Below are 24,593 nucleotides of genomic sequence, written 5' to 3'. Positions count from 1 at the left end.
ACCAGGTCCGCGGCGATGGCGGTGAAGGCGATGAGCCGTCCGCCGTTCCGTGGACGACCCCACTCGGCCGGCCGCGCTCGTGGCGGCCGCGGAGGCCGGCTCGATCACCCGGGCCGCCGACCGGCTCGGCTGCACCCCGCCCGCGTTCTCCCAGCAGCCGGCCAAGCTGGAGCGGCAAGCGGGCGCCGCGCTGCTGGTCCGCCATCATCGCGGGGCCCGGCTGACCGAGGCGGGCGAGGTGCTGGTGGCACGGGCCCGGAGGGTGCTCGACGAACTGGAGCAGGCCCGGCACGAGCCGGCCCGGCCGACCGGGCTCACCGGTGGCTCCCTGCGGCTCGGCACGTTCCCGGCCGCCGGGGTGCGTCTGCTGCCGCCCGCGCTGAGCGCGTTCCACCGGGCGCATCCGGACGTGACCCTGTGACGGAGGAACTGGTGCTGGTCACCGCCCCGGGGCACGCGTTGAGCAGCGTCGCCGCCCGGCTCCCGCCGGCGGAGCTGGCCGGGCAGCCGCTCATCAGCATGGCTCCGCAGTATCCGGCCCGGCGGGAGATCGACGCGTTGCCGGCCCGCTCGGGCGCGACCCCGGCGCTGCTGGTGCCGACGCCCGGCTGCTCGGTGGTGTGTGCGCCGGTCAGTGCCGGGCTCGGGGTGGCCGTCGTACCGGAGGTGGTGGCGCGCGCGGCGGCCACGCCGGTCGGGACGCGGCCCCTGGAGGCGGGGCGGCCGCACCGGACGATGTCGGTGACCTACCGCCCGGACGAGCCGGCCCCGGCGGCGGACGCGTTCCGGGCACTGCTGCGGGGAGAGTTCGGCGGAGCGGGGCGCTGACGCCCCTTCAGGACGGCGTCGGCACCGCCCACGGCAGTTCGATGGACACCGTCTTGCCGCCCTCCCTCGTGGGCCGGATGCGGAGCTTGCCGCCGCACTCGGCGGTGAGCCAGCGGATGATGACCATGCCGCGGCCGTTGTCCTGCTGCACGGCGGCGGGCAGTCTCTTCGGGAAGCGGGGATGACTGTCCGTGACGCCGATGTGCAGTTGTTCGTCACGGTCCAGCGCGATGTCGACCGTGAAGGTGGGTGACTGGCCGAAGGTGTGCTGTACCGCGTTGGTGGCGAGTTCGGAGACGATGAGGCGGACGGTGTCGGCCGCTTCGGTGTCCGCCGGCAGACCCCACTCCGCGAGAGTGCCGACGACGTAGGAGCGGGCGGCGGAGACCGAGGCGGGATCGCTCGGCAGAGTGACGGATGCTTCCAGGTGGTCTGCCATGGCGACGTCGTCCCTTTCCCGCGGGATCGCACCGACAAGGAGCGGTTGGTTCGAGTACGGTCCCGGACTGGTGCTTCTTCGTCAGACTGCCATCACCGGAGCGGTCACGGGGAGCGATCCACCAAGATATGCATATATCTGTCGCCCGAAGCGGTGAACTCTACGACGGAATACCGTATTTGGGCGGCCCGGAAGGAGTAAGGAGGAGCCCATGCAGAACGGGCCGGCGGTACGGCGCCGCAAACTGGGCGCCGAACTGCGCATGCTGCGTACCGGCGCTGGGCTCACGAGTGGTGACGCGGCCCGGCTGGTCGGCTGGCACCAGTCGAAGGTGAGCCGGATCGAGACCGGTGCCAGTGGGGTGAAACCAGCCGATGTGCGCTCGCTGCTCGACGCCTACGGGGTGCGGGACGGGCATCTGCGCGAGTTGCTGCTGATGCTGGCGGGCTCCGACGGGGCGGGCGACCGGCACCGCTGGTGGCACGCCTACCGCGGGGTGCTGCCGCCGACGTACCGGGATTTCATCAGTCTGGAGTCGCAGGCGAGCGCGATGCGCACCCTGGAGACCACGGTGGTGCCGGGTCTGCTCCAGACGCCCGAGTACGCCCGTGCGGTGACCCGGGCGGCCGTGCCCGACCTGGACGAGGAACGGCTGGACACGCTGGTGGAGGTGCGGCTGGCCCGGCAGGACGTGCTGCGCTCCGACCCGCCGCTGGAGCTGTGCGCGGTGCTGGACGAGGCGGTGCTGCGGCGCGAGGTCGGCGGCCCCGGGGTGATGGCCCGTCAGCTGGAGCGGCTCATGGAGGCCGCCCGGCTGCCCCAAGTGCGGCTCCAGGTGCTGCCGTTCGGCGCCGGAGCCCATGTGGGCCTGACCGGACCTTTCGTTATCTTCTCATTTCCGAGCACTTCTGATCTGGACGTGGTTGTTCTCGACCAATTGACGAGTAGCCTCTACCTCGAACGGAAAGAAGACCTCAAGGCTTACTCGGAGGCCTTCGACACCCTTCGGATCCACGCCCTTTCCCCCGAGGACTCGTTGGATTACATCGCCGGGATAGGTGACGGCGCGTAAGGAGGCACGCCCCCCATGTCAGCACCGCCTCGGAACGTCCCTGCCAGTACCGACCTGCACGACGTGCGCTGGCTGCGCAGCAGCTACAGCACGGGAGCCAACAACTGCGTGGAGACGGCCCGGCCGCGCTCCGGCCCCTGGGCCGGAGCACTCGCCGTGCGCGACTCGAAGCGCCCGGCCGGACCCGCGCTGCTCTTCTCCGCCGACAGCTGGGCCGGGTTCCTCGCCGCTCTCTGATCAGGACCGATCGCACGTAACCGGACAGGAAGTCAGCCAGGCAGTCAGTCACGCATGAGGCACGGCCGTGTCACGCCGACTCATGGCCGCGTTTCACCGATCACCCGTACAGCGCGTTCGATCTCCGCCCCGGACAGGTCCGCCCGGGCGGTCAGCCGCAGCCGCGAGATGCCGTCGGGCACGGAAGGAGGACGGAAGCAGCCCACGGCCAGCCCCGCCGTACGGCAGTCGGCCGCCCAGCGCACCGCCTGCGCCGGGGACGGAGCCCGCACGGAGACCACCGCGGCGTCCGGACGCACCGCGTCCAGACCCGCGGCGGTCAGCCGTGCGTGCAACTCCGCGGCCACGTCACGGGCCCGCGCCGCCCGCTCCGGCTCGCGCACGAGCAGCCGCAGGGCTGCCAGCGCCGCACCGGCCGCCGCCGGGGCCAGCCCCGTGTCGAAGATGAACGTCCGCGCCGCGTTGACCAGATGGTCGATCACCCGCGCCGGTCCCAGCACCACCCCGCCCTGACTGCCCAGCGACTTGGACAGGGTGGCCGTGACCACCACGTCCGCCACGCCCGCGAGCCCCGCCGCGTACGGCGCGCCCCGGCCGCCGTCGCCCAGCACCCCGAGCCCGTGCGCGTCGTCCACGACCAGTCCGGCCCCGTGCTCGCGGCAGGCCGCGGCCAGCTCGGCCAGCGGTGCCGCGTCGCCGTCCACGGAGAACACCGTGTCGGAGACGACGATCGCCTCACCCTCGTGCGTGCCCAGCGCCTTGCGCACCGCCTCCGGGTCGGCGTGCCCGACGACCTGCCGGGCGCCCCGGGCGAGCCGGCAGCCGTCGATGAGCGAGGCGTGGTTGCCCGCGTCGGAGACGATCAGCGAGCCGTGCGGGCCGAGCACCGTGACCGCGGCCAGGTTCGCGGCGTACCCGGAGGAGAAGACCAGCGCCGCCTCGAAGCCGCAGAAGGCGGCCAGCTCGCGTTCCAGCCGGGTGTGCAGCTCGGTGGTACCGGTGACCAGCCGGGAGCCGGTGGAGCCGCCGCCCCAGGTCCGGGCCGCCCCGGCCGCGCCCTCGACGACCTCGGGGTGGTGGGCGAGGCCCAGGTAGTCGTTGCTCGCCAGGTCCAGCAGGGGCGAGTCGGCGGGGCGCGGGCGCAGGGTGCGGACGAGTCCGGCGCGGCGGCGCGCCTCGGCCTGGTCGTCGATCCAGCCGAACGCCATGGGTCCTCCGGGGCTTTTGTAGGTAGCGGACAGACACTAGCGGCACGACCAGCAGGCCAGGGTGTGGCAATACCCACACGGTGAACCGTCTCCGTTGTGCAAACTCTCCTTGGCCCCGGGCGGTCCGGTAGGACAGGATCGGACCTCATGGACCTGCTGAACACGCTGGTGGACAAGGGGCTTCGGCGCGAGCTGCCGACCCGCGAAGAAGCGCTCGCCGTACTGGCCACCTCCGACGACGACCTGCTCGATGTGGTGGCCGCGGCCGGGAAGGTGCGCCGGCACTGGTTCGGGCGCCGGGTCAAACTCAACTATCTGGTGAACCTCAAGTCGGGCCTGTGCCCGGAGGACTGCTCCTACTGCTCCCAGCGGCTCGGCTCGGACACCGGCATCCTGAAGTACACCTGGCTGAAGCCGGACGAGGCCTCCCAGGCCGCGGCGGCCGGGCTGGCCGGCGGTGCCAAGCGGGTCTGTCTGGTGGCGTCGGGCCGCGGTCCGACCGACCGTGACGTGGACCGGGTCGCGGGCACGATCAAGGCGATCAAGGAGCAGAACGAGGGCGTCGAGGTGTGCGCCTGCCTCGGGCTGCTCTCCGACGGCCAGGCCGAGCGGCTGCGCGAGGCGGGCGCGGACGCCTACAACCACAACCTCAACACGTCCGAGGGCACGTACGCGGACATCACCACCACCCACACCTACGCCGACCGGGTGGACACGGTGAACAAGGCGCACGCGGCCGGCCTGTCCGCCTGCTCCGGGCTGATCGCGGGCATGGGCGAGAGCGACGAGGACCTCGTCGACGTGGTCTTCTCGCTGCGCGCGCTGGACCCGGACTCGGTGCCGGTCAACTTCCTGATCCCGGTCGAGGGCACCCCGCTGGCCAAGGAGTGGAACCTCACCCCGCAACGCTGCCTCCGGATCCTCGCGATGGTGCGCTTCGTGTGCCCGGACGTCGAGGTGCGCATCGCGGGCGGCCGTGAGGTCCACCTGCGCACGATGCAGCCCCTCGCGCTGAACCTGGCCAACTCCATCTTCCTCGGCGACTACCTGACCACCGAGGGCCAGGCCGGCAAGGCCGACCTGGAGATGATCGCGGACGCCGGGTTCGAGGTGGAGGGCACCGGCGAGGTGACCCTGCCGGAGCACCGGGCGACGGCGGGCACGGCGGCGGGCGCCTGCGGCTCGCACGCGGGCGCCGGGTGCGGCTCGCACGAGGGTGCCGGGTGCGGCTCGCACGAGGGTGCCGAGGGTGCCGGGTGCGGGCCGGTCTGCGGCTCGCACGAGAGCGCGGGGGCGAACGAGGCGCGCACGGACCTCGTCGCCGTACGCCGCCGAGGTGCCGGAACGGACCTCGCGCCCAATGCCTGAGCTGGGCGTGTCCGAGCTGCTGGAGCTGGACCGGCGGCACGTGTGGCATCCGTACGGACCGATGCCGGGCCGTGTCGAACCGCTCGTCGTGGAGTCGGCGAGCGGGGTCCGGCTGCGGCTCGCGGACGGCTCGGGCGAGCTGGTGGACGGCATGTCGTCCTGGTGGTCGGCGATCCACGGCTACGGCCACCCGGTGCTCGACGAGGCGGCGCGGCAGCAGCTCGGCCGGATGAGCCATGTGATGTTCGGCGGGCTCACACACGAGCCCGCCGTACGGCTCGCGAAGCTCCTTGTCGACATGTCGCCGGACGGTCTGGAGCATGTCTTCCTGGCCGACTCCGGTTCGGTGTCCGTCGAGGTCGCCGTGAAGATGTGCCTCCAGTACTGGCGTTCCCTCGGCCGCCCCGGCAAGCAGCGTCTGCTGACCTGGCGCGGTGGCTATCACGGGGACACCTGGAACCCGATGTCGGTGTGCGACCCCGAGGGCGGGATGCACCAGCTGTGGTCCGGAGTGCTGCCGCGCCAGGTGTTCGCGGACGCACCGCCGGCGCAGTACGAGGAGTCGTACGCGGAGCGGCTGCGCGAGCTGGTCGCACGCCACGCGGACGAGCTGGCCGCAGTGATCGTGGAGCCGGTGGTGCAGGGCGCGGGCGGGATGCGCTTCCACTCCCCCGCGTATCTGCGGGTGCTGCGCGAGGCGTGCGACGCGCACGACGTGCTGCTGGTGTTCGACGAGATCGCCACCGGCTTCGGCCGGACCGGTGCGCTGTTCGCGGCGGACCACGCGGCCGTCACCCCGGATGTGATGTGCGTGGGCAAGGCGCTGACCGGCGGCTATCTGACGATGGCGGCGACGCTGTGCACCGCGCGGGTCGCCGACGGCATCTCGCGGGGCGAGGTGCCGGTGCTCGCGCACGGCCCGACGTTCATGGGCAACCCGCTCGCGGCGGCCGTGGCCTGCGCCTCCGTCGAACTGCTGCTGGGCCAGGACTGGCGGTCCGAGGTCGAGCGGATCGGGACGGGCCTGCGGGACGGGCTGGCGCCGGCCTCGGACCTGCCGGGTGTGAAGGACGTCCGGGTGCTCGGCGCCATCGGGGTGGTCCAGCTCGATCACGAGGTGGACATGCGGGCCGCCACGGACGCCGCGGTGCGGGAGGGCGTGTGGCTGCGCCCGTTCCGCGACCTGGTCTACACGATGCCGCCGTACGTCACCTCGGACGAGGACGTGGCACGGATCGCGCGTGCGGTGTGCGCCGCGGCGCGGGAGGGTTGAGATGCCGGTACTGGTGATCACGGGGACGGGCACAGAGGTCGGCAAGACCGTCACCACCGCCGCCGTCGCGGCCGCGGCGCTCGCGGCGGGGCGTTCGGTGGCCGTGCTGAAGGCCGCGCAGACGGGCGTACGGCCGGACGAGCGCGGGGACGCCGACGAGGTCGCGCGGCTCGCGGGTCCGCTGACGGCCGCCGAAACGGCCCGTTTCCCCGAGCCGTTGGCGCCGGGTACGGCGGCCCGGCGGGCCGGGATGGCGCCGGTGCACCCGCAGGAGGTGGCCGACCGGGCCGCCAAGCTGGCCACCGAGCACGATCTGGTGCTGGTCGAGGGCGCGGGCGGGCTGCTCGTCCGGTTCGACGCGGCCGGCGGCACGCTGGCGGACGTGGCCGCGCTGCTGGACGCGCCGGTGCTGGTCGTCGCCTCTCCCGGGCTCGGCACGCTGAACACCACGGAGCTGACGGCCCGCGAACTGCGGCACCGGGAGCTGGAGTTGGCGGGTGTGGTGATCGGCAGCTGGCCCGACTCCCCCGACCTCGCCTCCCGCTGCAACGTGAGCGACCTGCCGGAGGTGGCGGGGGCGCCGCTGCTCGGCGCCCTTCCCTGCGGGGCCGGGGCGTTGGCGCCGGGTGACTTCCGGGTGGCGGCGCCGGGGTGGCTGGCGCCACGGCTGGACGGGACGTGGGACGCGGAGGCGTTCCGGGTGCGGGTGGCGCCGTAGGGGTACGGCGCGGGTGCCTTCGTGGTTCCCGGGGGACAATCCCTCTGAGAACGTCCTCCGGGAGGTGCCATGCGACTGATGTCGGCCGGTTCTGCCAAGGTCGCGCCGAGCCCTGTCCACCATCCGCTGTTCGCCCGGTTCTACGCCCGCTGCAGCATCGACGCGGAGACCCGGCTCGGCCTCGCCGCCGTGCGGGAGCGGCTGCTCGCCGGGCTGTCCGGGCGGGTGATCGAGGTGGGCGCGGGCAACGGGCTGAACTTCGCCCGCTATCCGGCCGCCGTGGCCGAGGTCGTCGCCGTCGAACCCGAGCCGCTGCTGCGCCGGTTGGCGCTGGATGCCGCGCAGCGCGCCCAGGTGCCGGTCGACGTGGTGCCGGGCGCGGCGGAGGCGCTGCCGGTCAAGAGCGAGGCGTACGACGCGGCGGTGCTGTCGCTGGTGCTGTGCAGCGTGCGGGACGTGGCGCGGGCGCTCGCCGAGGTACGGCGGGTGCTGCGGCCCGGGGGTGAGGTGCGCTTCTTCGAGCACGGGCGGGGCGGCGGCCGGATGATGACGCAGACCCAGCGGGCCCTGGACCGCACCGTGTGGCCCGTGCTGTTCGGCGGCTGTCACGTCGCCCGCGAGCCGGTCGCGGAGCTACGCGGGGCCGGATTCGAACTCGGCCCGTACCGGCGCCTGTTGCTGCCGGAGCAGGGCCCGAAGCTGCCGACCTCGTACGGCGTGCTGGGCGTCGCCTGGCGCCCGGGCGAACCGGACCCCCGCTGACCGCCCCCGGCCCTGGCCCCGGCTGCCCTGCGTGCGTCAGATGCTCCAGCGGCGCAGCTCCCGCGCGATGGCGTCCACGTCGGCCGCGCCGTCCTTGACCAGCCGGGCCAGGTCGCGCACCTGCTCGGCGGAGGTGACGACCTTGGCGCCGCTGGCGACCAGGTAGGCGTAGGCGACCGCGGAGGCGAACAGCGCGTTGGAGCGCTCCAGCGCGGGTACGTGGATCAGCAGCTGGAGGAGGGCGGCGGCGCGGGCATGCGGGTCGTCGTAGACGGGCACGCCGAATATCTCGGCGCGGTGCCGGGCGACGGCGGCGATCAGCGCGCCCCAGTCGGTGACCTGCGGGTCGCCGGGTGTGCGCTGTTCGGCGAGCATGAGCAGCCAGGCGAGGTCGATGCTGAACTCGTTCAAGGGATCAGCGGCCGTCCCCGGTGCCGCCACCGCTGCCCCGGGTCTCGGTGAACTCCTCGGCGAACACGGTCTCGTACTGCTTCATGAAGTCGGCGGCGGCGTCCACGAACGTGCGGCCGGCCTCTCCGGTGTCCTGTCTGACCAGCTCTTCTATGTAGCGGTTGACGCTGATGCCCCGGGCCAGGGCGCGTTCGCGGGCCGCGCGGGCGGTGCCTTCGTCCACGCGCACGTTCAGCTGGGTCTTCGCCATGCTTCGACGCTAGCGCCGAGGCGCTAGCAATCGCAAGGGCGCACGGAATCGCCGTACCGCGCCTGTCTGTCCCCCGCGCGCGCCGTCCCTTACGCTCGCCCGGGACGGGCGTACCGGCGAGCGGGAGGCGGTCTTGTCCACACCTGATGCAGTTGCCGCGCAGGACGGGCCGGGGAGCGCGCCGGACGGCGGGCTCGCGGCCCGCGCCCGCGCTCTGACCAAGGCCTACGGCTCCGGCGAGACGGCCGTGATCGCCCTGGACGCGGTGGACGTGGACATCGCGCGCGGCCGGTTCACCGCCGTGATGGGGCCCTCGGGCTCCGGCAAGTCCACGCTCATGCACTGCCTGGCGGGGCTCGACACCGTGACGGCGGGCGAGGTGTGGCTCGGCGACACCGAGATCACCGGGCTGAGGGACCGCGAGCTGACCCGGTTGCGGCGGGACCGGATCGGGTTCATGTTCCAGTCGTTCAACCTCGTTCCGACGCTCACGGCCGCCGAGAACATCACGCTGCCGATGGCCATCGCGGGCCGCAGACCCGACGGACGATGGCTGGACCAGGTGATCGACACGCTCGGCCTGCGGAACCGGCTGGCCCACCGGCCCGCGCAGCTGTCCGGCGGTCAGCAGCAACGGGTCGCGTGCGCGCGGGCGCTGCTCTCCCGGCCCGAGCTGGTCTTCGCCGACGAGCCGACCGGCAACCTGGACTCGCGGGCCGGACTGGAGGTGCTGGGCTTCCTGCGCGGGGCGGTGGACGATCTCGGGCAGACGGTCGTCATGGTCACCCACGACCCCGGCGCCGCCGCCCATGCCGACCTGGTGCTCTTCCTCGCCGACGGACGCATCGTGGACGAGATGGCACGGCCGACGGCGGACGCCGTACTGGAACGCATGCGTGTCTTCTCCGGAGGGAACCCCCGGTGCTGAAGGCGACCCTGAGGAGCTTCCTCGCGCACAAGGGGCGGCTCGCGCTGTCCGCGCTGGCCGTGATCCTTTCCGTGGCGTTCGTCGCGGGCAGCCTGATCTTCTCCGACACCGTCACCCGTACCTTCGACCGGCTCTTCGCCTCCACCGCCGCCGATGTGACCGTGCAGCCGAAGCAGGACCTGAAGGCCCCGGTGCCGGGCGGTACGGTGCAGACCCTGCCCGCGGCGCTGCGGGACCGGGTGGCCCGGGTGCCCGGGGTCGCGGCCGCCCGCGCGGACGTCAAGGTGCAGAACATCGTGGTGATCGACCGCCACGACCGGTCCCTCGGGCCGACCACCGGCGCCCCCACCATCGCCACCGCCTGGTACGCCGGTCACCGCAGTCCGGTGGAGCTGGCCTCCGGCCGCGCGCCGGTCGGTGCGGGCGAGGCGCTGCTGGACGCGGACACCGCGGACAAGAAGCACGTACGGATCGGCGACCCGCTGACCGTGCAGGCGCAGCCGGGCACGTTCCGCGTCCGGGTCGTCGGGATCGCCATGTTCACCACGACCAACCCGGGCGCGGCCCTGGTCTTCCTGGACCCGGCGGTGGCGGGCCGGGAGCTGCTCGGCTCCCAGGCGCTCGCGACCAGCGTCTCGGCGGACGCCGCGAAGGGCGTCTCGGACGCGGCCCTCAAGCTGCGTGTCGGCCGGGCGGTCGGCACCGGCGTCTACGACGTGCGGACGGCCGGCGAGCAGGCCAAGTCCGCGTCGGCCGCGCTCGGCCCCTTCCTGGACGTGATCAAGTACGTGATGCTCGGCTTCGCGGGTGTCGCGCTGCTCGTCGGCGTCTTCCTGATCGTCAACACCTTCTCCATGCTGATCGCCCAACGCACCCGTGAACTGGGCCTGTTGCGGGCGCTCGGCGCGGACCGGCGGCAGGTGCGGCGCTCGGTGCTCACCGAGGCGCTGCTGCTCGGACTGGCCGGCTCGACGCTCGGCCTCGGCACCGGGATCGGGCTGGCCCTGGGGCTGATCCGGCTGATGAGCCTGTTCGGGATGAACCTCAAGGCCACGGAGATGGTCATCGGCTGGGAGACACCCGTCGCGGCGTACGTCGTCGGGCTCGGGGTCACCTTCGTGGCGGCCTATCTGCCCGCCCGGCGCGCGGCGGCGGTCTCGCCGATGGCCGCGCTGGTGGACGCCGAGGTCGCCGGCGTGGGCAAGCCGCTGACGGCGCGGGCCGTCGCCGGGGCGGTGCTCGGGGCGGCCGGGGCGGCGGCGCTGGCCGGGTGCGCGGCGGCCACGAAGACCACGCAGGCGGCCGTACTGCTGGGCGTCGGAGTCGTCCTGACGCTGATCGCGACCGTGGTCGCCGGGCCACTGCTGGTACGGCCGGTGATCCGGGTGCTGGGCGCCGCCTTCCCGGCGCTGTTCGGCCCGGTCGGCCGGATGAGCCAGCGCAACGCCCTGCGCAATCCCCGCCGTACCGGCGCCACGGCCGCGGCGCTCATGGTGGGCCTGGCCCTGGTCGGCGGGATGTCGGTGGCCAGCGCGTCGATGTCGGCGTCGTTCGACCGGCAGATCGACAAGAACCTCGGCGCCGACTTCATCGTCCAGAACACCAACTTCACCCCGTTCACCCGGCAGGTACGGGACACCGTGGCCGCCACGCACGGCGTCGGGCTCGTCGTGGCGCAGCGGCTCACCCAGGTCGCCGTACGGCTGCCGGACGGCCGCCGGGTCCAGACCTCCGCCGTCGGGTACGGCCCGGGGCTCGACGACGTCGTGCACTTCACGTACGCGCAGGGCGGCACGGCGGCCGCACTGGCGGACGGGCACCTCGCCATGGACGCCGGCTTCGCCAGGGACCACGGGCTGCGGATCGGCAGCACGCTCCCGGTCGAGTTCCCCGGCGGGCGGCACACGACGCTGACCGTCGGCGCGCTCACCCACCAGGACACGGCTCAGGGCTTCGGCGCCCAGGGCGGCCTGTACTTCGGCCTCGCCACCTTCGCGCGGTACGTGCCGAGCGGCCAGGACTCGGCGCTGTACGTCAACGCGGCCACGGGAACGAAACCGCAGGACCTGCGCCCTGTGCTGGAGCGGGCGCTGAAGCCGTTCCCGCAGGTCCAGGTGCGCAACCAGGACGACTACAAGCAACTGATCCACGACCAGATCGCCGTGCTGCTCTACCTGGTGTACGCACTGCTCGCCCTGGCGATCGTCATCGCCGTGCTCGGTGTGGTCAACACGCTCGCCCTGTCGGTGGTGGAGCGGACGAGGGAGATCGGGCTGCTGCGCGCGATCGGGCTGGGGCGCCGGCAACTGCGCCGGATGATCCGGCTGGAGTCGGTGGTGATCGCCGTGTTCGGGGCGGTGCTCGGGCTGGCGCTGGGGCTGGTGTGGGGTGTGTGCATGCAGCGGGTGCTGGCCCTGCGCGGGCTGCGGGAGCTGGCGATCCCCTGGACCACGATCGTCGCGGTCGTCGTCGGCGCGGCGGTGGTGGGCGTCGTGGCGGCGCTGCTGCCGGCCCTGCGGGCGTCACGGATGAACGTACTGGCGGCGATCGCCCACGAGTGAGGATCCCGCGGACGGGCGGGCCGTGGGCATGCGGGGAACACCGCAGGGGCCGTCGGCGCGCGGGGAGCAGCGCGGAGGGCGCCCGCTCCGCTTCTGGGTCGGCCCGCGTCCGCATCGTGGAAATCGGCGTGCGGAGCGGGGTCTGCGTGATCGGATGCGTCCATGACCGAGCCGCGCATACGCCCTGCCCTCGCCGACGACCTCGACGCCGTGCTCGCTTTCTGGAAGACGGCCGCCGAGGGCACCAGCATCAGCGACGACCGCTGCGGGGTGGAGCGCCTGGTCGCCCGTGACCCCGGGGCACTGCTGCTGGCCGAGCAGGGCGACGAGCTCGTGGGCACGGTCATCGCGGGCTTCGACGGCTGGCGCTGCCATCTGTACCGGCTCGCGGTCCGTCCGGAGCGGCGCAGGCAGGGCATCGGCTCGGCGTTGCTGGCCGCCGCCGAGGAGCGTTTCGTACGGCTCGGCGGCCGGCGCGCGGACGCGATGGTCCTGGTCCGCAACGAGACCGCGCACCGCGCCTGGGGCGCGGCCGGCTACGGCCCCGAGGAGCACTGGCGGCGCTGGGTGAAGCCGCTCTCCGATCTCGCGGACTGACCCCGACGACCAGCTTTGCCCATCCTTTACCATTGAGGGAGCACTCGGCCCCTCGATGAAAGGTTGTGAGCGTCCGCCCATGGGCGAGCCCCCAGTCCGCGACACCGCGCGTTCCGCCCCGCCCTGTCCGATCATGGGACGGGGGTGACCCGATGACCGAAGTGCTGCTCCTTCTGGTGGCGATCCTGCTGTCGCTCGCCTGCGGCGCCTTCGTGGCGGCGGAGTTCTCGCTGACCACGGTGGAGCGCGGCGAGCTGGAACGCGCGGCGCAGCGCGGCGAACGCGGAGCGCCGGGCGCTCTCAAGGCCGTACGGAACCTCACCTTCCAGCTCTCCGGCGCCCAGCTCGGCATCACCGTGACCAACCTGGTGGTCGGCATGCTCGCCGAGCCGTCGATCGCCAAGCTGCTGGCCGGGCCGTTCCGGGCGACGGGCCTGTCGGACGGCGTGGCGAGCTTGGTCGCCCTGGTGGTCGGTACGGCACTGTCGACGGTGTTCCTCATGGTCGTCGGCGAGCTGGTGCCGAAGAACTGGGCGATCTCCTCGCCGCTGGCCGTGGCCAAGCGGGTGGGCAGTCCGCAGCGCTGGTTCAGCGCGGCCTTCCGGCCCTTCATCACGCACCTGAACAACACGGCCAACCGTGTGGTGCGCCGCCTCGGCATCGAGCCGGCCGAGGAGCTGGCCTCCGCGCGCGGCCCGCAGGAGCTCGCGGCGCTCGCCCGGCACTCCGCGAAGCAGGGCGCGCTGGAGGCGGACACCGCCGAGCTGTTCGTGCGCACCCTGAACCTGGCCGACCTCACGGCGGAGAACGTGATGACCCCCCGCGTGCAGGTCGTCGCCCTGGACACCCAGGCGACCTGCGAGGACGTGGCGAACGCGACCCGGGCCACCGGACTGTCCCGGTTCCCGGTCCACCGTGGTGGCCTGGACTCGGTCGTCGGCATCGCGCACGTGAAGGACGTCCTGGCCGTGCCCGCCGCCGAGCGGGCGCGCCGCCCGGTCTCCCAGGTGATGCGCGAGCCGCTGCTCGTCCCCGGCTCCCTGACCGTCGACCGGCTGCTGGACCGGCTCGGCGGCCGGCGCACGATGGCCGTCGTCATCGACGAGTACGGCGGCACGGCGGGCGTGGCGACGCTGGAGGACATCGTGGAGGAAGTCGTCGGCGAGGTGCGCGACGAGCACGACCCGCACGAGACGCCCGACCTCGCCCCCGCCGGCGCGGACGAACAGGGCCGCGCCCTGTACTCGGCCGACGGCGCCGCCCGCACCGACCAGCTCGCGCGCGTGGGACTGCGCGTGCCCGACGGGCCGTACGAGACCCTGGCCGGTCTGGTCGCGGCACAGCTGGGCCGGATACCGCAGACCGGTGACACGGTCGAGGTCGCCGGCTGGCGGCTGGACGTGGTGGACGCCTCCGGCCGCCGGGCGGCCCGGGTGCTGCTGCACGCGCCGCTGGACGACGAACAGGCCCACGGAAGCCCGGAGGGGGCACGATGACCGCCGTACAGCTGCTGATCGGGCTGGCCACGCTCGTCGTCAACGCCTTCTTCGTGGCCGGCGAGTTCGCACTGATCTCGGTGCGTCGCTCGCAGATCGAGCCGCTGGCCCAGGAGGGCGACCGGCGCGCGAGGAGCGTGCTGTGGGGTCTGGAGCACGTCTCGGCACTGCTGGCCGCCGCCCAGCTCGGCATCACGCTGTGCACGCTGGTCCTCGGCGTGGTCGCCGAGCCGGCGATCGCGCATCTGCTGGAGCCGGTGTTCCACACGCTCGGAGTGCCCGTAGGCGCGGGCCACGCCGTGTCCTTCGTGATCGCGCTAGCCCTGGCGACGTATCTGCACATGCTGCTCGGCGAGATGGTCCCGAAGAACGTCTCCCTCGCCGAACCGGTGCGCAGCGCGCTGCTGCTCGGCCCGCCCCTGGTCGCGCTGTCGCGGGCGCTGCGGCCGGTGATCTTCGCCATCAACGCGTTCGCGAACGCGCTGCTCACGCTGTTGCGGGTGGACACGAAGGACGAGGTCGCGGCGAGCTTCACCGACGCCCAGCTGGCCGAGATCGTCAAGGACGCCGGTGAGGCCGGCCTGATCGACGACCGGGCACGGGAGCGGCTGCACGACGCCCTGGAACTGGGCAGCCGACCGGTGCGGGACGTCGTGGTGCCGCTGGAGAGGGTCGTCTACGCGCGCGTGGGCGTCACCCCGGAGGAGCTGGAGCGGCTGACGGCCGAGTCGGGCTTCTCCCGGTTCCCGGTGGTCGACGTGGGCCGGCGGATCGTGGGCTATCTGCACGTCAAGGACGCCCTGGACGCCTCACCCCGGGACATGCCCTTCCGACTCCGGGACATGCGTTCCATCGCGCGCGTACGGGAGAACACCCCGCTGGACGACGTCCTGACCGCAATGCGCGGCAGCCGCACGCACCTGGCCGCCGTCCTCGGCGACGACGGCCGCCTGTCCGGCCTGGTGACCATGGAGGACGTCCTGCGCGAACTCCTCGGCCAGCCGACCTCGGGGTGAGGCCGAGCGGGTGGGGCGAAGGGGAGGGCGAGTGGGGGCGTGGGCGCGGATCCGGAAGGCCGGGTCCGGGGGTTGTGGGGCTGGCGCCGGGCTCTCGGTCTCCCGGAGGGCCGGAGGGCCGAGTCCGGGGGCGGGTCGGGGTGGCGGGTCCGGGGGACCGGGTGGGCAAGCCGGAGGGCCAAGTCCCCGGCCGGGGCCGCGAGGACACGCCGCCGCGTCCGAGACTGGGTCCGGAAACCGGGGTCCGGGAGGGCGAGTCCGACGGCCGGAGGGCTGAGTCCAGGCCCGGGGCCGCAAGGACTGGCTACCGCGTCCGAGGCTGGGGCTGGGGAGCCGGGCAGGAGAGCCGGAGGGCCGAGTCCGGGAACCGGGTAAGCAAGCCGGAGGCCCGGGTCCGGGGCCGGGGCCGCGAGGACAAGCGACCATGGCCGCGCCGGGTCCGGGAGCCGGAAGGTCATGTCCGGGCCCGAGGCCGCATGAGCTGGTGACCGGGTCCGGGGGACCGGATCCGGCGGCCGGTGGCCGGGAGGCCGGGGCCGGGGTGACCGACCGGCAGGTATGGAAGCGGGATACCATCGCTGACGCCATGCAGACGAATCCCGCATCTCCGCCCTACAGCAGCCTGGTCGCGGTCGGCGACTCCTTCACCGAGGGCATGTCGGACCTGCTGCCCGACGGTTCCTACCGGGGCTGGGCCGATGTACTCGCCGGGCGGATGGCCGCCCGCACGCCCGGTTTCCGGTACGCCAACCTCGCCGTGCGCGGCAAGCTGATCGGTCAGATCGTCGACGAGCAGATCGACGTCGCGGCGGCCATGAACGCCGACGTGATCACGCTGGTCGGCGGCCTCAACGACACCCTGCGGCCCAAGTGCGACATGGGCCGGGTGAAGGGTCTGCTGACCGAGGCGGTGGAGCGTCTGGCGCCGTCCTGCGGGCAGCTGGTGCTGATGCGCAGCCCCGGCCGCCAGGGCCCCGTACTGGAGCGGTTCCGGCCACGCATGGAGGAGCTGTTCGCCTGCGTGGACGAGCTCGCCGCGAAGAACGGCGCGGTCGTCGTGGACCTGTACGGCGCCGCGTCGCTGGCCGACCCCCGGCTGTGGGACGTGGACCGGCTGCATCTGACGGCGGAGGGGCACCGCCGGGTCGCCGAGGCGGTGTGGCAGACGCTCGGGTACGAGCCGGAGGACACCGAGTGGCGGGTGCCGATGCCGGCCACGCCGCCGCCGGGCTGGGCGACGCGCCGGGTCGCGGACGCGCGCTTCGCCCGGCAGCACCTGCTGCCCTGGATCGGCCGCCGGCTGACCGGCCGCTCCTCCGGCGACGGCCGCCCGGCCAAGCGTCCGGAGCTGCTGCCGTACGAGGGACAGGCGTAGCCACGGGTGCTCGACGCCCGGGACCAGGACCTCGCGTACCGTCGGCGACGATCAGTGACCCCCGTCTCGTAGCTTCCGCCGAACGGGGGCGTGGCGCTGGCCTGCACAAACCGCCAGTAGAATCTGGACACGTGACTTCTGCGCCCGCCAAGCCCCGCATCCCGAACGTCCTCGCCGGACGCTACGCCTCCGCCGAGCTCGCCACGCTCTGGTCCCCCGAGCAGAAGGTGAAACTGGAGCGGCAGCTCTGGCTCGCCGTGCTGCGCGCCCAGAAGGATCTCGGCATCGAGGTGCCGGACGCGGCGATCGCCGACTACGAGCGCGTCCTCGACACCGTCGACCTGGCCTCGATCGCCGAGCGCGAGAAGGTCACCCGGCACGACGTGAAGGCGCGGATCGAGGAGTTCAACGACCTCGCCGGACACGAGCACGTGCACAAGGGCATGACCTCCCGTGACCTCACCGAGAACGTGGAGCAACTCCAGATCCGGCTCTCGCTGGAGCTGATGCGCGACCGTACGGTGGCCGTGCTGGCGCGCCTCGGCAAGCTGGCCGGCGAGTACGCCGAGCTGGTCATGGCCGGCCGCTCGCACAACGTGGCCGCGCAGGCCACGACACTCGGCAAGCGTTTCGCCACGGCGGCCGACGAGCTGCTCGTGGCCTACGGCCGGGTCGAGGAGCTCCTCACCCGCTACCCGCTGCGCGGCATCAAGGGCCCGGTCGGCACCGCGCAGGACATGCTGGACCTGCTCGGCGGCGACGCGGCGAAGCTCGCCGAGCTGGAGAACCGGATCGCCCACCATCTGGGCTTCGCGCAGGCCTTCACCTCGGTCGGCCAGGTCTACCCGCGCTCGCTGGACTACGAGGTCGTCACCGCGCTGGTGCAGCTGGGGGCGGCGCCGTCCTCGCTGGCGAAGACGATCCGGCTGATGGCCGGCAACGAGCTGGTCACCGAGGGCTTCAAGCCTGGCCAGGTCGGCTCCTCGGCGATGCCGCACAAGATGAACACCCGCTCCTGCGAGCGCGTCAACGGCCTCATGGTCATCCTGCGCGGCTACGCCTCGATGACCGGTGAGCTGGCGGGCGACCAGTGGAACGAGGGCGACGTGTCCTGCTCCGTGGTGCGCCGGGTCGCGCTGCCGGACGCGTTCTTCGCGCTCGACGGTCTGCTGGAGACCTTCCTGACCGTCCTCGACGAGTTCGGTGCCTTCCCGGCGGTCATCGCGCGCGAGCTGGACCGCTACCTGCCGTTCCTCGCCACCACCAAGGTGCTCATGGGCGCCGTGCGGGCCGGGGTCGGCCGCGAGGTCGCGCACGAGGCGATCAAGGAGAACGCCGTCGCCACCGCGCTCGCGATGCGTGAGCAGGGTGCCGAGCGCAACGACCTGCTCGACAAGCTCGCCGCCGACGAGCGCCTGCCGCTCGACCGGGAGCAGCTGGCGGCGCTGATGGCCGACAAGCTGTCCTTCACCGGTGCCGCCGCCGACCAGGTCGGTGTCCTGGTCGGCCGGATCGAGGAGATCGCCAAGCAGCGCCCGGAGGCGGCCGGATACACCCCCGGGGCGATCCTCTGACCCGCTTCAGCCGGGAGGAACTGGAGGCCGCCCGCGACCGTCTCGTGCCGGACGTCGTCGCGGACGGCCTCCGGGTGCTCTTCTGCGGCATCAACCCGGGGCTGCTGACGGCGGCGACCGGTCATCACTTCGCCCGCCCGGGCAACCGCTTCTGGCCGGTGCTGCACCTGGCCGGCTTCACACCGAGGCTGCTGAAGCCGGCGGAGCAGCGGGAGCTGCTGTCGTACGGGCTGGGCATCACGAACGTGGTGGCGCGGGCGACCGCGCGCGCCGACGAGCTGAGCAACGACGAGTACGTCGAGGGCGGCCGGCTGCTCACCGAGAAGGTGGCACGGCTCGGGCCGAGGTGGCTGGCCGTGGTCGGGGTGACCGCGTACCGGGCGGCCTTCGGGGAGCGCACGGCTCAAGTGGGGCCGCAGGAGCGGACGTTCGGGGAGACCCGGGTGTGGGTGCTGCCCAATCCGAGCGGGCTGAACGCGCACTGGACGGCGCAGACGATGGCCGGGGAGTTCGCCCGGCTCAGGGCGGCCGCACAGGCGTGACACGGCGACGTGGGCGGTCACGGCGGAGGGGTCGCCGTGACCGCGGCGAGGAGCCGTATCTCGTCCGTGTCGTCCCGGTCGGCGACGCCGAGGGCGAGCCAGCGGCCGGTCCCCGTGGGCTGCCACACGTCCAGTTCGTCGGTGAGCAGGCTGAGGGTGGCCCAGGGCTCCGGTATCTCCTCGCCCCGGGCCACGCGCAGCCGTACCGTCTGCTGGCCGCAGGGGTGCTGCCGGCCCCAGCGGTCGTGCAGCCGCTGCGCCAGTGCCTCCCGGCACGCGTGGAAGTCCGCGGCGGTCAGCTCCCGGTTCAGGGCGTCGTCCGCGCGTGTCCCATGGCTGGTCGCTAACTCCACCGTCCGATGGCCGGCTTCCGGGAACTCCCCCGTGCACAGCGACTCGACGGCGCTCAGGCACTTCGCGATGTCCATGTGATCCAGTAAAGCGGCCGGCACTGACAATTGGTGCGCCGTCAGGCGTCCCGGCGGTGCAGGCTCCACGCGCCCGCGAGCAGCGCGGCCGCCGCCCACAGCGCGGTCACCGCGAGCCCGCTCCACTGGCCGAGGGCGCCGTCCCAGGTGCTGTGCAGCGCCACCTGGCCGGCCCGGTCGGGGAGGTAGTCGACGACGCCGCCCGACAGGTCTCCGACGACGAAGGACACGATCAGTACGAACGGGATCAGGACGGACAGGGCCGCGACGCCGCTGCGCAGCACGGTCGCGAGTCCGGCGGCGGACAGGGCCATCAGGGCCAGCTGGAGGCCGCGGCCGACGGCGCCGCGCAGGCCCGCCGTCCACGTCGGCCCGCCGGCGCCGAGGACCGCCTTGCCGACCAGCAGCGTGACCAGTCCGGTGAGGAGACCGACGGCCAGCGCGGGCAGGGCGATCGCCGTGGCCTTCGCGGCGAACCACCGCCACCGGTCCGGCACCGCCGACAGCGGCAGCCGCCGGATGCCGGACGCGGCAGCCGCGGGATGCGGAGCGCGGCACTCGCCGCGGGCGTGTCCGGCCGAGTACCATCCGCCCCAACACCCCCGCGAGCTGGAAGGACGGACGGTGACGCAGCTGACCGGCGGCGATCCCTCGCTGCTGCGAAGGATCAATTCCGCGGTGGTGCTGCACGCGCTGCGCGGCACGGACTGTGCGACGCTCACGGAGATCACCCGCTTCACCGGACTGTCCCGGCCGACGGTCGAGGGTGTCGTCGAGGGGCTCATCGAGGGCGGGCTGGTCGTGGAGACGGCCGCCGACGAGGGCGGCGCGCGACGTCAGGGCCGGCCCGCGCGCCGGTTCCGGTTCCGGGCCGAGGCGGGGCATCTGCTGGGCCTGGAGATCGGGCCGCACCGGGTCGCCGCGCTGCTGTCCGACCTGGACGGACGGGTGCTGGGCGCGCAGGCCAGGGAGGTCGGCGAGACGGCCTCGGCGGACGAGCGCCTGGACCGGCTGCGCGGCGTGGTCGCCGAACTGCTGCGCCGGGCCGGGGTCGCGCGCGGCTCGCTGCGGGCAGTCGGCGTGGGCACGCCGGGGATCGTGGAGGCCGACGGCACGGTACGGCTGGGCACGGCGCTGCCGCAGTGGACCGGGCTGAACCTGGGCGAGCGGCTGGGCCGGTCCTTCACGTGCCCGGTGCTGGTGGAGAACGACGCCAACGCGGCGGCCGTCGCCGAGCACTGGAAGGGGGTGGCGAGCGATTCCGACGATGTGGTGTTCGTGCTGGCGGGGCTGAGCCCGGGCGCGGGTTCACTGATCGGCGGGCGGCTGCACCGGGGGTACGGCGGGGCGGCCGGGGAGATCGGGGCGCTGCATCTGCTGGGCCGGGAGGAGATGCCGGAGACGCTGCTGTCCACCACCGACGAGCCGCTGCATCCGCTGGACGAACAGGCGGTCGCCGAGGTGTTCGCGCTGGCGCGCAAGGGCGACCAGCGGGCGGGGGCGGCCGTCGACCGGTTCATCCAGCGGCTCGTGCACGATGTCGCCGCGCTGGTGCTCGCGCTCGATCCCGAGCTGGTCGTGATCGGCGGCTGGGCGGCAGGTCTGGACGGCGTCCTGGAGCCGCTGCGCCGCGAACTGGAGCGGTACTGCCTGCGGCCGCCGCAGGTGGCGTTGTCGTCGTTGGGTGAGGCCGCCGTGTCCACCGGGGCACTGCGGTTGGCCCTGGACCATGTCGAGGCGCAACTGTTCGCTGTGGACGGCTCGGTGACGGCCCGCCGGTGAGCGCTACGCCGTGACGGCGCGGGTCGTCGCACGACTGCCGCACCGTCACGGAAGGGCTTCAGGACGCCTGGCGTTCCGGATCGTGGTGTATCTCCACGCCCGTCGAGTCGCCGAAGGTCAGCCGGCAGGTGTCGGCCCGGTAGGTCGCGACGGACAGCACGGCCGTACGGCCCTCGGCCGCGAAGCGGGTCGTGACGACCAGGACGGGTGAGCCGGGGAGCCGGTCGAGGTCCTTGGCGTCGTCCGCACGGGCCGAGCCCAGTTCGACGGAGCGGTCCTGGCTCTCCAGGGACAGGTGCTGGAGCTCGCGCAGCACCGCACGCGCGCGTGCCGGGCCGGACGGGGCGTCGATCGCGGTGAGGCCGGGCACCGAGGCTGCCGGGATGTAGAGCAGCTCGGTGGCGACGCGCTGGCCGTGGGACATCCGGGACCGGCGCACGACGTGCACGGGCTCGTCGGCGCCGCTGTCCAGGGCCGCGGCGACGGCGGCGGGCGGTGTCGTCTGCTCGCAGTCGACGGGCTGCCAGGCGTCACCGGCGGCGCCCGGCCAGGCGTGCTGCTCGGTGCCGACGGCCACGCCGACCCGCGGCGGCGCCACGGTCGTACCGACACCGCGGCGGCGCTGGAGGCGGCCCTCCAGCTCCAGCTGTTCGAGCGCCTGGCGGAGCGTGGCGCGAGCCACGCCGAACCGGGCGGCGAGGTCGCGCTCGTTGGGCAGGATCTCACCGACCGAGAACTCGGAGTCCAGTGCCTCGCTCAGCACCGTCTTGAGATGCCAGTACTTCGGTTCCGGCACCGATTCCAGCTGCGTGGTCCCCACCCTGTCCTCCGCGAGAGCCGTGGTCCGGCGGTTTTTAGCGCCCTTGTTTATTAAAGGTTGTTGCACTTGTCTGCGACCATAGGGCGGCCGTCACCCTTGGTCAAGACCAATCCTCGATCCCTTGGGGAACCCACGGACGCGCCGCCGCGCAGCGTTCACGAGGCGTTCGCACGCGCGCGTGCGTGTGACATCGCGGCGAAGCCCCCGTCGTACGGCGGGGGCTTCGCGTGGCGGGAGGGGTGCCTGGGTCAGCCGGTGGCGAGGTGGCGCAGCTTGTCGGGGTTGCGGACGATGTAGACCGTCGTGACGCGGCCGTCCGTGATCTCCAGCTGGAAGAGGCTGTCGGGCCGGTCGCCGTCCAGGATCAGGACGGCCGGGCCGCCGTTGGCCTCCACGAAGCGGTACGACATGGTCTCCCAGGTGCCCGGTACGACGGCGGCCAGGAAGCGGCCGACCTTGTCGGCGGTGTGCACGATCCGCGAGGGCGCCTTGGCCTTCCCGCCGCTGTCGCCGACCAGGCGGACGTCGGGGGCGAGCAGGGACATGAGCGCGTCCAGGTCGCCGTCGGACGCGGCGTCGAGGAAGCGCTCGGTCACCGCGCGGCGCTGGGCGGGGTCCACGTCGTAGCGCGTCCGGCGTTCGTCGACGTGCCGTCGGGCCCGCCCGGCGAGCTGCCGTACCGCCGGCTCGCCGCGGTCGAGCAGCGCGGCGATCTCGGCGAACGGGTAGCCGAACGCCTCCCGGAGCACGAAGACGGCCCGCTCCAGCGGGGACAGCGACTCCAGGACCACCAGTACGGCGAAGGAGACGCTGTCGGCGAGCAGGACGCGGTCCGCCGCGTCCGGGGCCGTGTCGCCGGACGCGCCGAGGTACGGCTCCGGCAGCCACGGCCCGACGTACGACTCGCCGCGCGCCTGGACCTGGCGCAGCCGGTCGATGGCCAGGCGGGTGGCGATGCGCACCAGATAGGCGCCGGGTTCGCGGACCTCCGCGCGGTCGGCGCGGGACCAGCGCAGCCAGGCGTCCTGGACCACGTCCTCGGCGTCGGCCACGCGGCCGAGCATGCGGTAGGCGACCCCCATGAGCAGGGGCCGGTGTTCTTCGAAGACATCGGTGAAGACATCGGTCTCGGTGTCGGAGCTCACCTGTGCATCCCACCCGACCCACGCCGGGCGTGTCCAGTTCACTTGCCCCGCTCCGTCGCCTCCTCCCTGCGTCCCGCGCGCTTCGTCCGCGCCCTGACCCGGACCCGGCGGAATCGGCCCGTCCGCACAAGATCCGGATCACAATGACCGCGGACCGCCGGGGGTCGGCGGCCGGTGACCGGGAGGTGGCCGATGCGGTACGGGGTACTGGGCACGGGCGAGGTGGGCCGCACGCTGGCCGGCAAGCTGGTGGAGCTTGGGCACGAGGTGACCCTCGGGTCGCGCGCCAAGGACAATCCGGTGGCGCTGGAGTGGGCCGCGGGCAAGGGGGACCGGGCTCGCGCGGGCACGTTCGCGGAGGCGGCCGCGGCGGCCGAGGTGGTGGTCAACGCCGTGGGCGGCCCGGTGGCGCTCGACGCGCTGGGCGCGGCCGGCGCGGAGCATCTCGACGGCAAGGTGCTGGTGGACGTCTGCAATCCGCTGGCGTTCGTGGACGGCGAGGCGCGGCTGGAACCGGTGGAGTCGGACAGCGTGGCCGAGCGGATCCAGCGGGCCTTCCCGCACGCGCGCGTGGTGAAGACGCTGAACACGGTCAACGTCCAGGTGATGGTGGACCCGGACCGGGTGCCGGGTGCGCACAACCTCTTCGTGAGCGGTGACGACGCCGGGGCCAAGGACCAGGTGACGGCGCTGCTCGGGGAGCTGGGCTGGCCGGCGGAGCGGGTGGTGGACCTGGGCGGGCTCCGCACGGCGCGGGCGACCGAGATGTATCTGCTGCTGTGGTTCACCATGTACCGGAACTCCGGGAGCGCGGACTTCAACATCGAGGTGCGCCGGGCGGGTTGACCGACTGCGGCCCTTCCAGGGGCTACCGGCGGGTAGCGGTTGCTGACAAACTGTCTATGACGTTCGTCAGCAGCCAGACGAGGAGCACCCCATGTCCGCCACCGTCTCCTTCCCGGTCCCCGGTCCGCACGGTCCCAAGGACGTGACCGTGTCCTACGCGCGCGTGGGCCGCGGCGAGCCGCTGGTCCTGCTGCACGGCATCGGCCACCACCGGCAGGCCTGGGACCCGGTGGTGGACATCCTCGCCACCGAGCGCGAGGTGATCGCCGTCGACCTGCCGGGCTTCGGCGCCTCGCCGGGCCTGCCGGACGGCCTCGACTACACCCTGCCCGACACCAACGCCGTGCTCGGCGCCCTGTTCGAGGCCCTGGAGCTGGACCGCCCGCACGTGGCGGGCAACTCGCTCGGCGGCCTGCTCGCCCTGGAGCTGGGCCGGGAGAAGCTCGTGCGGTCCGTCACGGCCCTGTCCCCCGCCGGGTTCTGGACCGAGGCCGAGCGCCGGTACGCCTTCACGACGCTGCTCGCGATGCGGGCGGTCGCCCGGCGGACGCCGCTGCCCCTGGTGGAGCGGCTGTCGCGGACGGCGGCCGGCCGTACGGCGCTGACGAGCACGATCTACGCCCGTCCCGCACGCCGCGCGCCCGAGGCCGTGGTGGCCGAGACGCTCGCGATCGTGCAGGCCACGGGCTTCGACGCGACGCTGCGGGCGGGCCGGACGGTGCAGTTCACCGACGAACTGGCGGGCCTGCCGGTCACGGTGGGCTGGGGCACCCGGGACCGCATCCTCGTACGCCGGCAGGGCGTGCGCGCCAAGCGCATGATCCCGCACGCACGCCTGGTGCGCCTGCCCGGCTGCGGCCACGTCCCGATGAACGACGACCCCGCACTCGTCGCCCGCGTCATCCTGGACGGCAGCC

Annotated in this window: 24 protein-coding genes and 2 pseudogenes; 18 read left to right on the top strand and 8 right to left on the bottom strand. The window is 73.3% G+C overall.

The window, feature by feature from the left end; translation table 11 throughout:
• Positions 1-49 precede the first annotated feature (49 nt).
• Positions 50-828: pseudogene (locus BIV25_RS23480) on the top strand (LysR family transcriptional regulator).
• Positions 829-835: 7 nt separating this feature from the next.
• Here BIV25_RS23480 and BIV25_RS23475 read toward each other — a convergent pair.
• Positions 836-1,267, bottom strand: coding sequence for an ATP-binding protein (locus BIV25_RS23475; RefSeq protein ID WP_071374372.1), 432 nt, complete (start codon positions 1,265-1,267; stop codon positions 836-838).
• A gap of 211 nt (positions 1,268-1,478) precedes the next feature.
• Between BIV25_RS23475 and BIV25_RS23470 the strand changes: the two genes are divergently transcribed.
• Positions 1,479-2,339 (top strand): helix-turn-helix transcriptional regulator, encoded by an 861-nt coding sequence (locus tag BIV25_RS23470; RefSeq protein ID WP_071374371.1) that lies wholly within the window; start codon positions 1,479-1,481, stop codon positions 2,337-2,339.
• Positions 2,340-2,354: 15 nt separating this feature from the next.
• A complete protein-coding gene (locus BIV25_RS23465; protein ID WP_071374370.1) occupies positions 2,355-2,576 on the top strand; it encodes a DUF397 domain-containing protein in 222 nt (73 codons plus the stop codon).
• A gap of 80 nt (positions 2,577-2,656) precedes the next feature.
• On the opposite strand, the gene BIV25_RS23460 is transcribed toward BIV25_RS23465, so the two are convergent.
• Positions 2,657-3,784, bottom strand: coding sequence for an 8-amino-7-oxononanoate synthase (locus BIV25_RS23460; protein WP_071374369.1), 1,128 nt, complete (start codon positions 3,782-3,784; stop codon positions 2,657-2,659).
• A 147-nt stretch (positions 3,785-3,931) separates the two neighbouring features.
• On the opposite strand from BIV25_RS23460, the gene bioB reads away from it, so the two are divergent.
• The 4 genes from bioB to BIV25_RS23440 all read left to right on the top strand — a co-directional run bounded on the left by bioB (position 3,932) and on the right by BIV25_RS23440 (position 7,905).
• Positions 3,932-5,152 (top strand): biotin synthase BioB, encoded by a 1,221-nt coding sequence (gene bioB / locus BIV25_RS23455; protein WP_071374368.1) that lies wholly within the window; start codon positions 3,932-3,934, stop codon positions 5,150-5,152.
• Positions 5,145-6,425, top strand: coding sequence for an adenosylmethionine--8-amino-7-oxononanoate transaminase (locus tag BIV25_RS23450; RefSeq protein ID WP_071374367.1), 1,281 nt, complete (start codon positions 5,145-5,147; stop codon positions 6,423-6,425). The genes bioB and BIV25_RS23450 overlap by 8 nt, the downstream gene beginning before the upstream one ends.
• Position 6,426: 1 nt before the next feature.
• The gene (gene bioD, locus BIV25_RS23445) at positions 6,427-7,143 is read left to right on the top strand and encodes a dethiobiotin synthase (RefSeq protein WP_071374366.1); all 717 of its coding nucleotides are present in this window, start codon (positions 6,427-6,429) and stop codon (positions 7,141-7,143) included.
• Between the two features lie 69 nt (positions 7,144-7,212).
• Positions 7,213-7,905 (top strand): class I SAM-dependent methyltransferase, encoded by a 693-nt coding sequence (locus BIV25_RS23440; RefSeq protein ID WP_071374365.1) that lies wholly within the window; start codon positions 7,213-7,215, stop codon positions 7,903-7,905.
• A gap of 36 nt (positions 7,906-7,941) precedes the next feature.
• Here BIV25_RS23440 and BIV25_RS23435 read toward each other — a convergent pair whose 3' ends face one another.
• Positions 7,942-8,316, bottom strand: coding sequence for a fic family toxin-antitoxin system, toxin component (locus BIV25_RS23435; protein WP_071374574.1), 375 nt, complete (start codon positions 8,314-8,316; stop codon positions 7,942-7,944).
• A gap of 4 nt (positions 8,317-8,320) precedes the next feature.
• A complete protein-coding gene (locus tag BIV25_RS23430) occupies positions 8,321-8,566 on the bottom strand; it encodes a toxin-antitoxin system, antitoxin component (RefSeq protein WP_071374364.1) in 246 nt (81 codons plus the stop codon).
• A gap of 133 nt (positions 8,567-8,699) precedes the next feature.
• On the opposite strand from BIV25_RS23430, the gene BIV25_RS23425 reads away from it, so the two are divergent.
• The 8 genes from BIV25_RS23425 (at position 8,700) to mug (ending at position 18,655) form a co-directional block, all read left to right on the top strand.
• On the top strand, positions 8,700-9,494 hold the full coding sequence (locus BIV25_RS23425) for an ABC transporter ATP-binding protein (protein WP_071374363.1): 795 nt from the start codon (positions 8,700-8,702) through the stop codon (positions 9,492-9,494).
• The gene (locus BIV25_RS23420; protein ID WP_071374362.1) at positions 9,488-12,055 is read left to right on the top strand and encodes an ABC transporter permease; all 2,568 of its coding nucleotides are present in this window, start codon (positions 9,488-9,490) and stop codon (positions 12,053-12,055) included. Before BIV25_RS23425 ends, BIV25_RS23420 begins: the two co-directional genes overlap by 7 nt.
• Positions 12,056-12,217: 162 nt before the next feature.
• The gene (locus BIV25_RS23415) at positions 12,218-12,652 is read left to right on the top strand and encodes a GNAT family N-acetyltransferase (protein ID WP_071374361.1); all 435 of its coding nucleotides are present in this window, start codon (positions 12,218-12,220) and stop codon (positions 12,650-12,652) included.
• Between the two features lie 152 nt (positions 12,653-12,804).
• Entirely contained in the window at positions 12,805-14,148 is a 1,344-nt protein-coding gene (locus BIV25_RS23410) for a hemolysin family protein (protein ID WP_071374360.1), read from the top strand.
• Positions 14,145-15,164, top strand: coding sequence for a hemolysin family protein (locus tag BIV25_RS23405; protein ID WP_071374359.1), 1,020 nt, complete (start codon positions 14,145-14,147; stop codon positions 15,162-15,164). The genes BIV25_RS23410 and BIV25_RS23405 overlap by 4 nt, the downstream gene beginning before the upstream one ends.
• Positions 15,165-15,750: 586 nt before the next feature.
• Positions 15,751-16,539, top strand: a complete 789-nt coding sequence (locus BIV25_RS23400; RefSeq protein ID WP_071374573.1) for an SGNH/GDSL hydrolase family protein — start codon at positions 15,751-15,753, stop codon at positions 16,537-16,539.
• Positions 16,540-16,670: 131 nt separating this feature from the next.
• Positions 16,671-18,113: an adenylosuccinate lyase gene (gene purB, locus BIV25_RS23395; protein ID WP_071374358.1), complete on the top strand. Its 1,443-nt coding sequence runs from the start codon at positions 16,671-16,673 to the stop codon at positions 18,111-18,113.
• Between the two features lie 44 nt (positions 18,114-18,157).
• A complete protein-coding gene (gene mug / locus BIV25_RS23390; RefSeq protein ID WP_079176851.1) occupies positions 18,158-18,655 on the top strand; it encodes a G/U mismatch-specific DNA glycosylase in 498 nt (165 codons plus the stop codon).
• 17 nt (positions 18,656-18,672) lie between these two features.
• Here the strand turns inward: mug and BIV25_RS23385 are convergent, their stop codons facing one another.
• Together BIV25_RS23385 and BIV25_RS23380 are read right to left on the bottom strand one after the other, a co-directional pair.
• Positions 18,673-19,083, bottom strand: coding sequence for a hypothetical protein (locus BIV25_RS23385; RefSeq protein WP_071374357.1), 411 nt, complete (start codon positions 19,081-19,083; stop codon positions 18,673-18,675).
• A gap of 41 nt (positions 19,084-19,124) precedes the next feature.
• A pseudogene (locus BIV25_RS23380) lies at positions 19,125-19,607 on the bottom strand (ABC transporter permease); the annotation flags it as partial.
• 100 nt (positions 19,608-19,707) lie between these two features.
• Here BIV25_RS23380 and BIV25_RS23375 point away from each other — a divergent pair.
• Complete coding sequence (locus BIV25_RS23375; protein WP_071374356.1) at positions 19,708-20,865, top strand: ROK family transcriptional regulator; 1,158 nt, start codon at positions 19,708-19,710, stop codon at positions 20,863-20,865.
• Between the two features lie 58 nt (positions 20,866-20,923).
• Here the strand turns inward: BIV25_RS23375 and BIV25_RS23370 are convergent, their stop codons facing one another.
• Together BIV25_RS23370 and BIV25_RS23365 are read right to left on the bottom strand one after the other, a co-directional pair.
• Positions 20,924-21,685 carry a GntR family transcriptional regulator gene (locus BIV25_RS23370; RefSeq protein WP_071374355.1) on the bottom strand — a complete coding sequence of 254 codons (762 nt, stop codon included), beginning with the start codon at positions 21,683-21,685 and terminating at the stop codon, positions 20,924-20,926.
• A gap of 248 nt (positions 21,686-21,933) precedes the next feature.
• Positions 21,934-22,830, bottom strand: a complete 897-nt coding sequence (locus BIV25_RS23365) for an RNA polymerase sigma-70 factor (protein WP_256256024.1) — start codon at positions 22,828-22,830, stop codon at positions 21,934-21,936.
• Between the two features lie 192 nt (positions 22,831-23,022).
• On the opposite strand from BIV25_RS23365, the gene BIV25_RS23360 reads away from it, so the two are divergent.
• Positions 23,023-23,676 (top strand): NADPH-dependent F420 reductase, encoded by a 654-nt coding sequence (locus BIV25_RS23360; protein ID WP_071374354.1) that lies wholly within the window; start codon positions 23,023-23,025, stop codon positions 23,674-23,676.
• A 91-nt stretch (positions 23,677-23,767) separates the two neighbouring features.
• Positions 23,768-24,593, top strand: an 826-nt coding sequence (locus BIV25_RS23355) for an alpha/beta fold hydrolase (RefSeq protein ID WP_071374353.1), incomplete at its 3' end; no start/stop codon positions are given.

This window comes from Streptomyces sp. MUSC 14, from assembly GCF_001866675.1.
Classification (GTDB): Bacteria; Actinomycetota; Actinomycetes; order Streptomycetales; family Streptomycetaceae; genus Streptomyces.
This window is presented reverse-complemented; position numbering and strand designations above follow the sequence as displayed.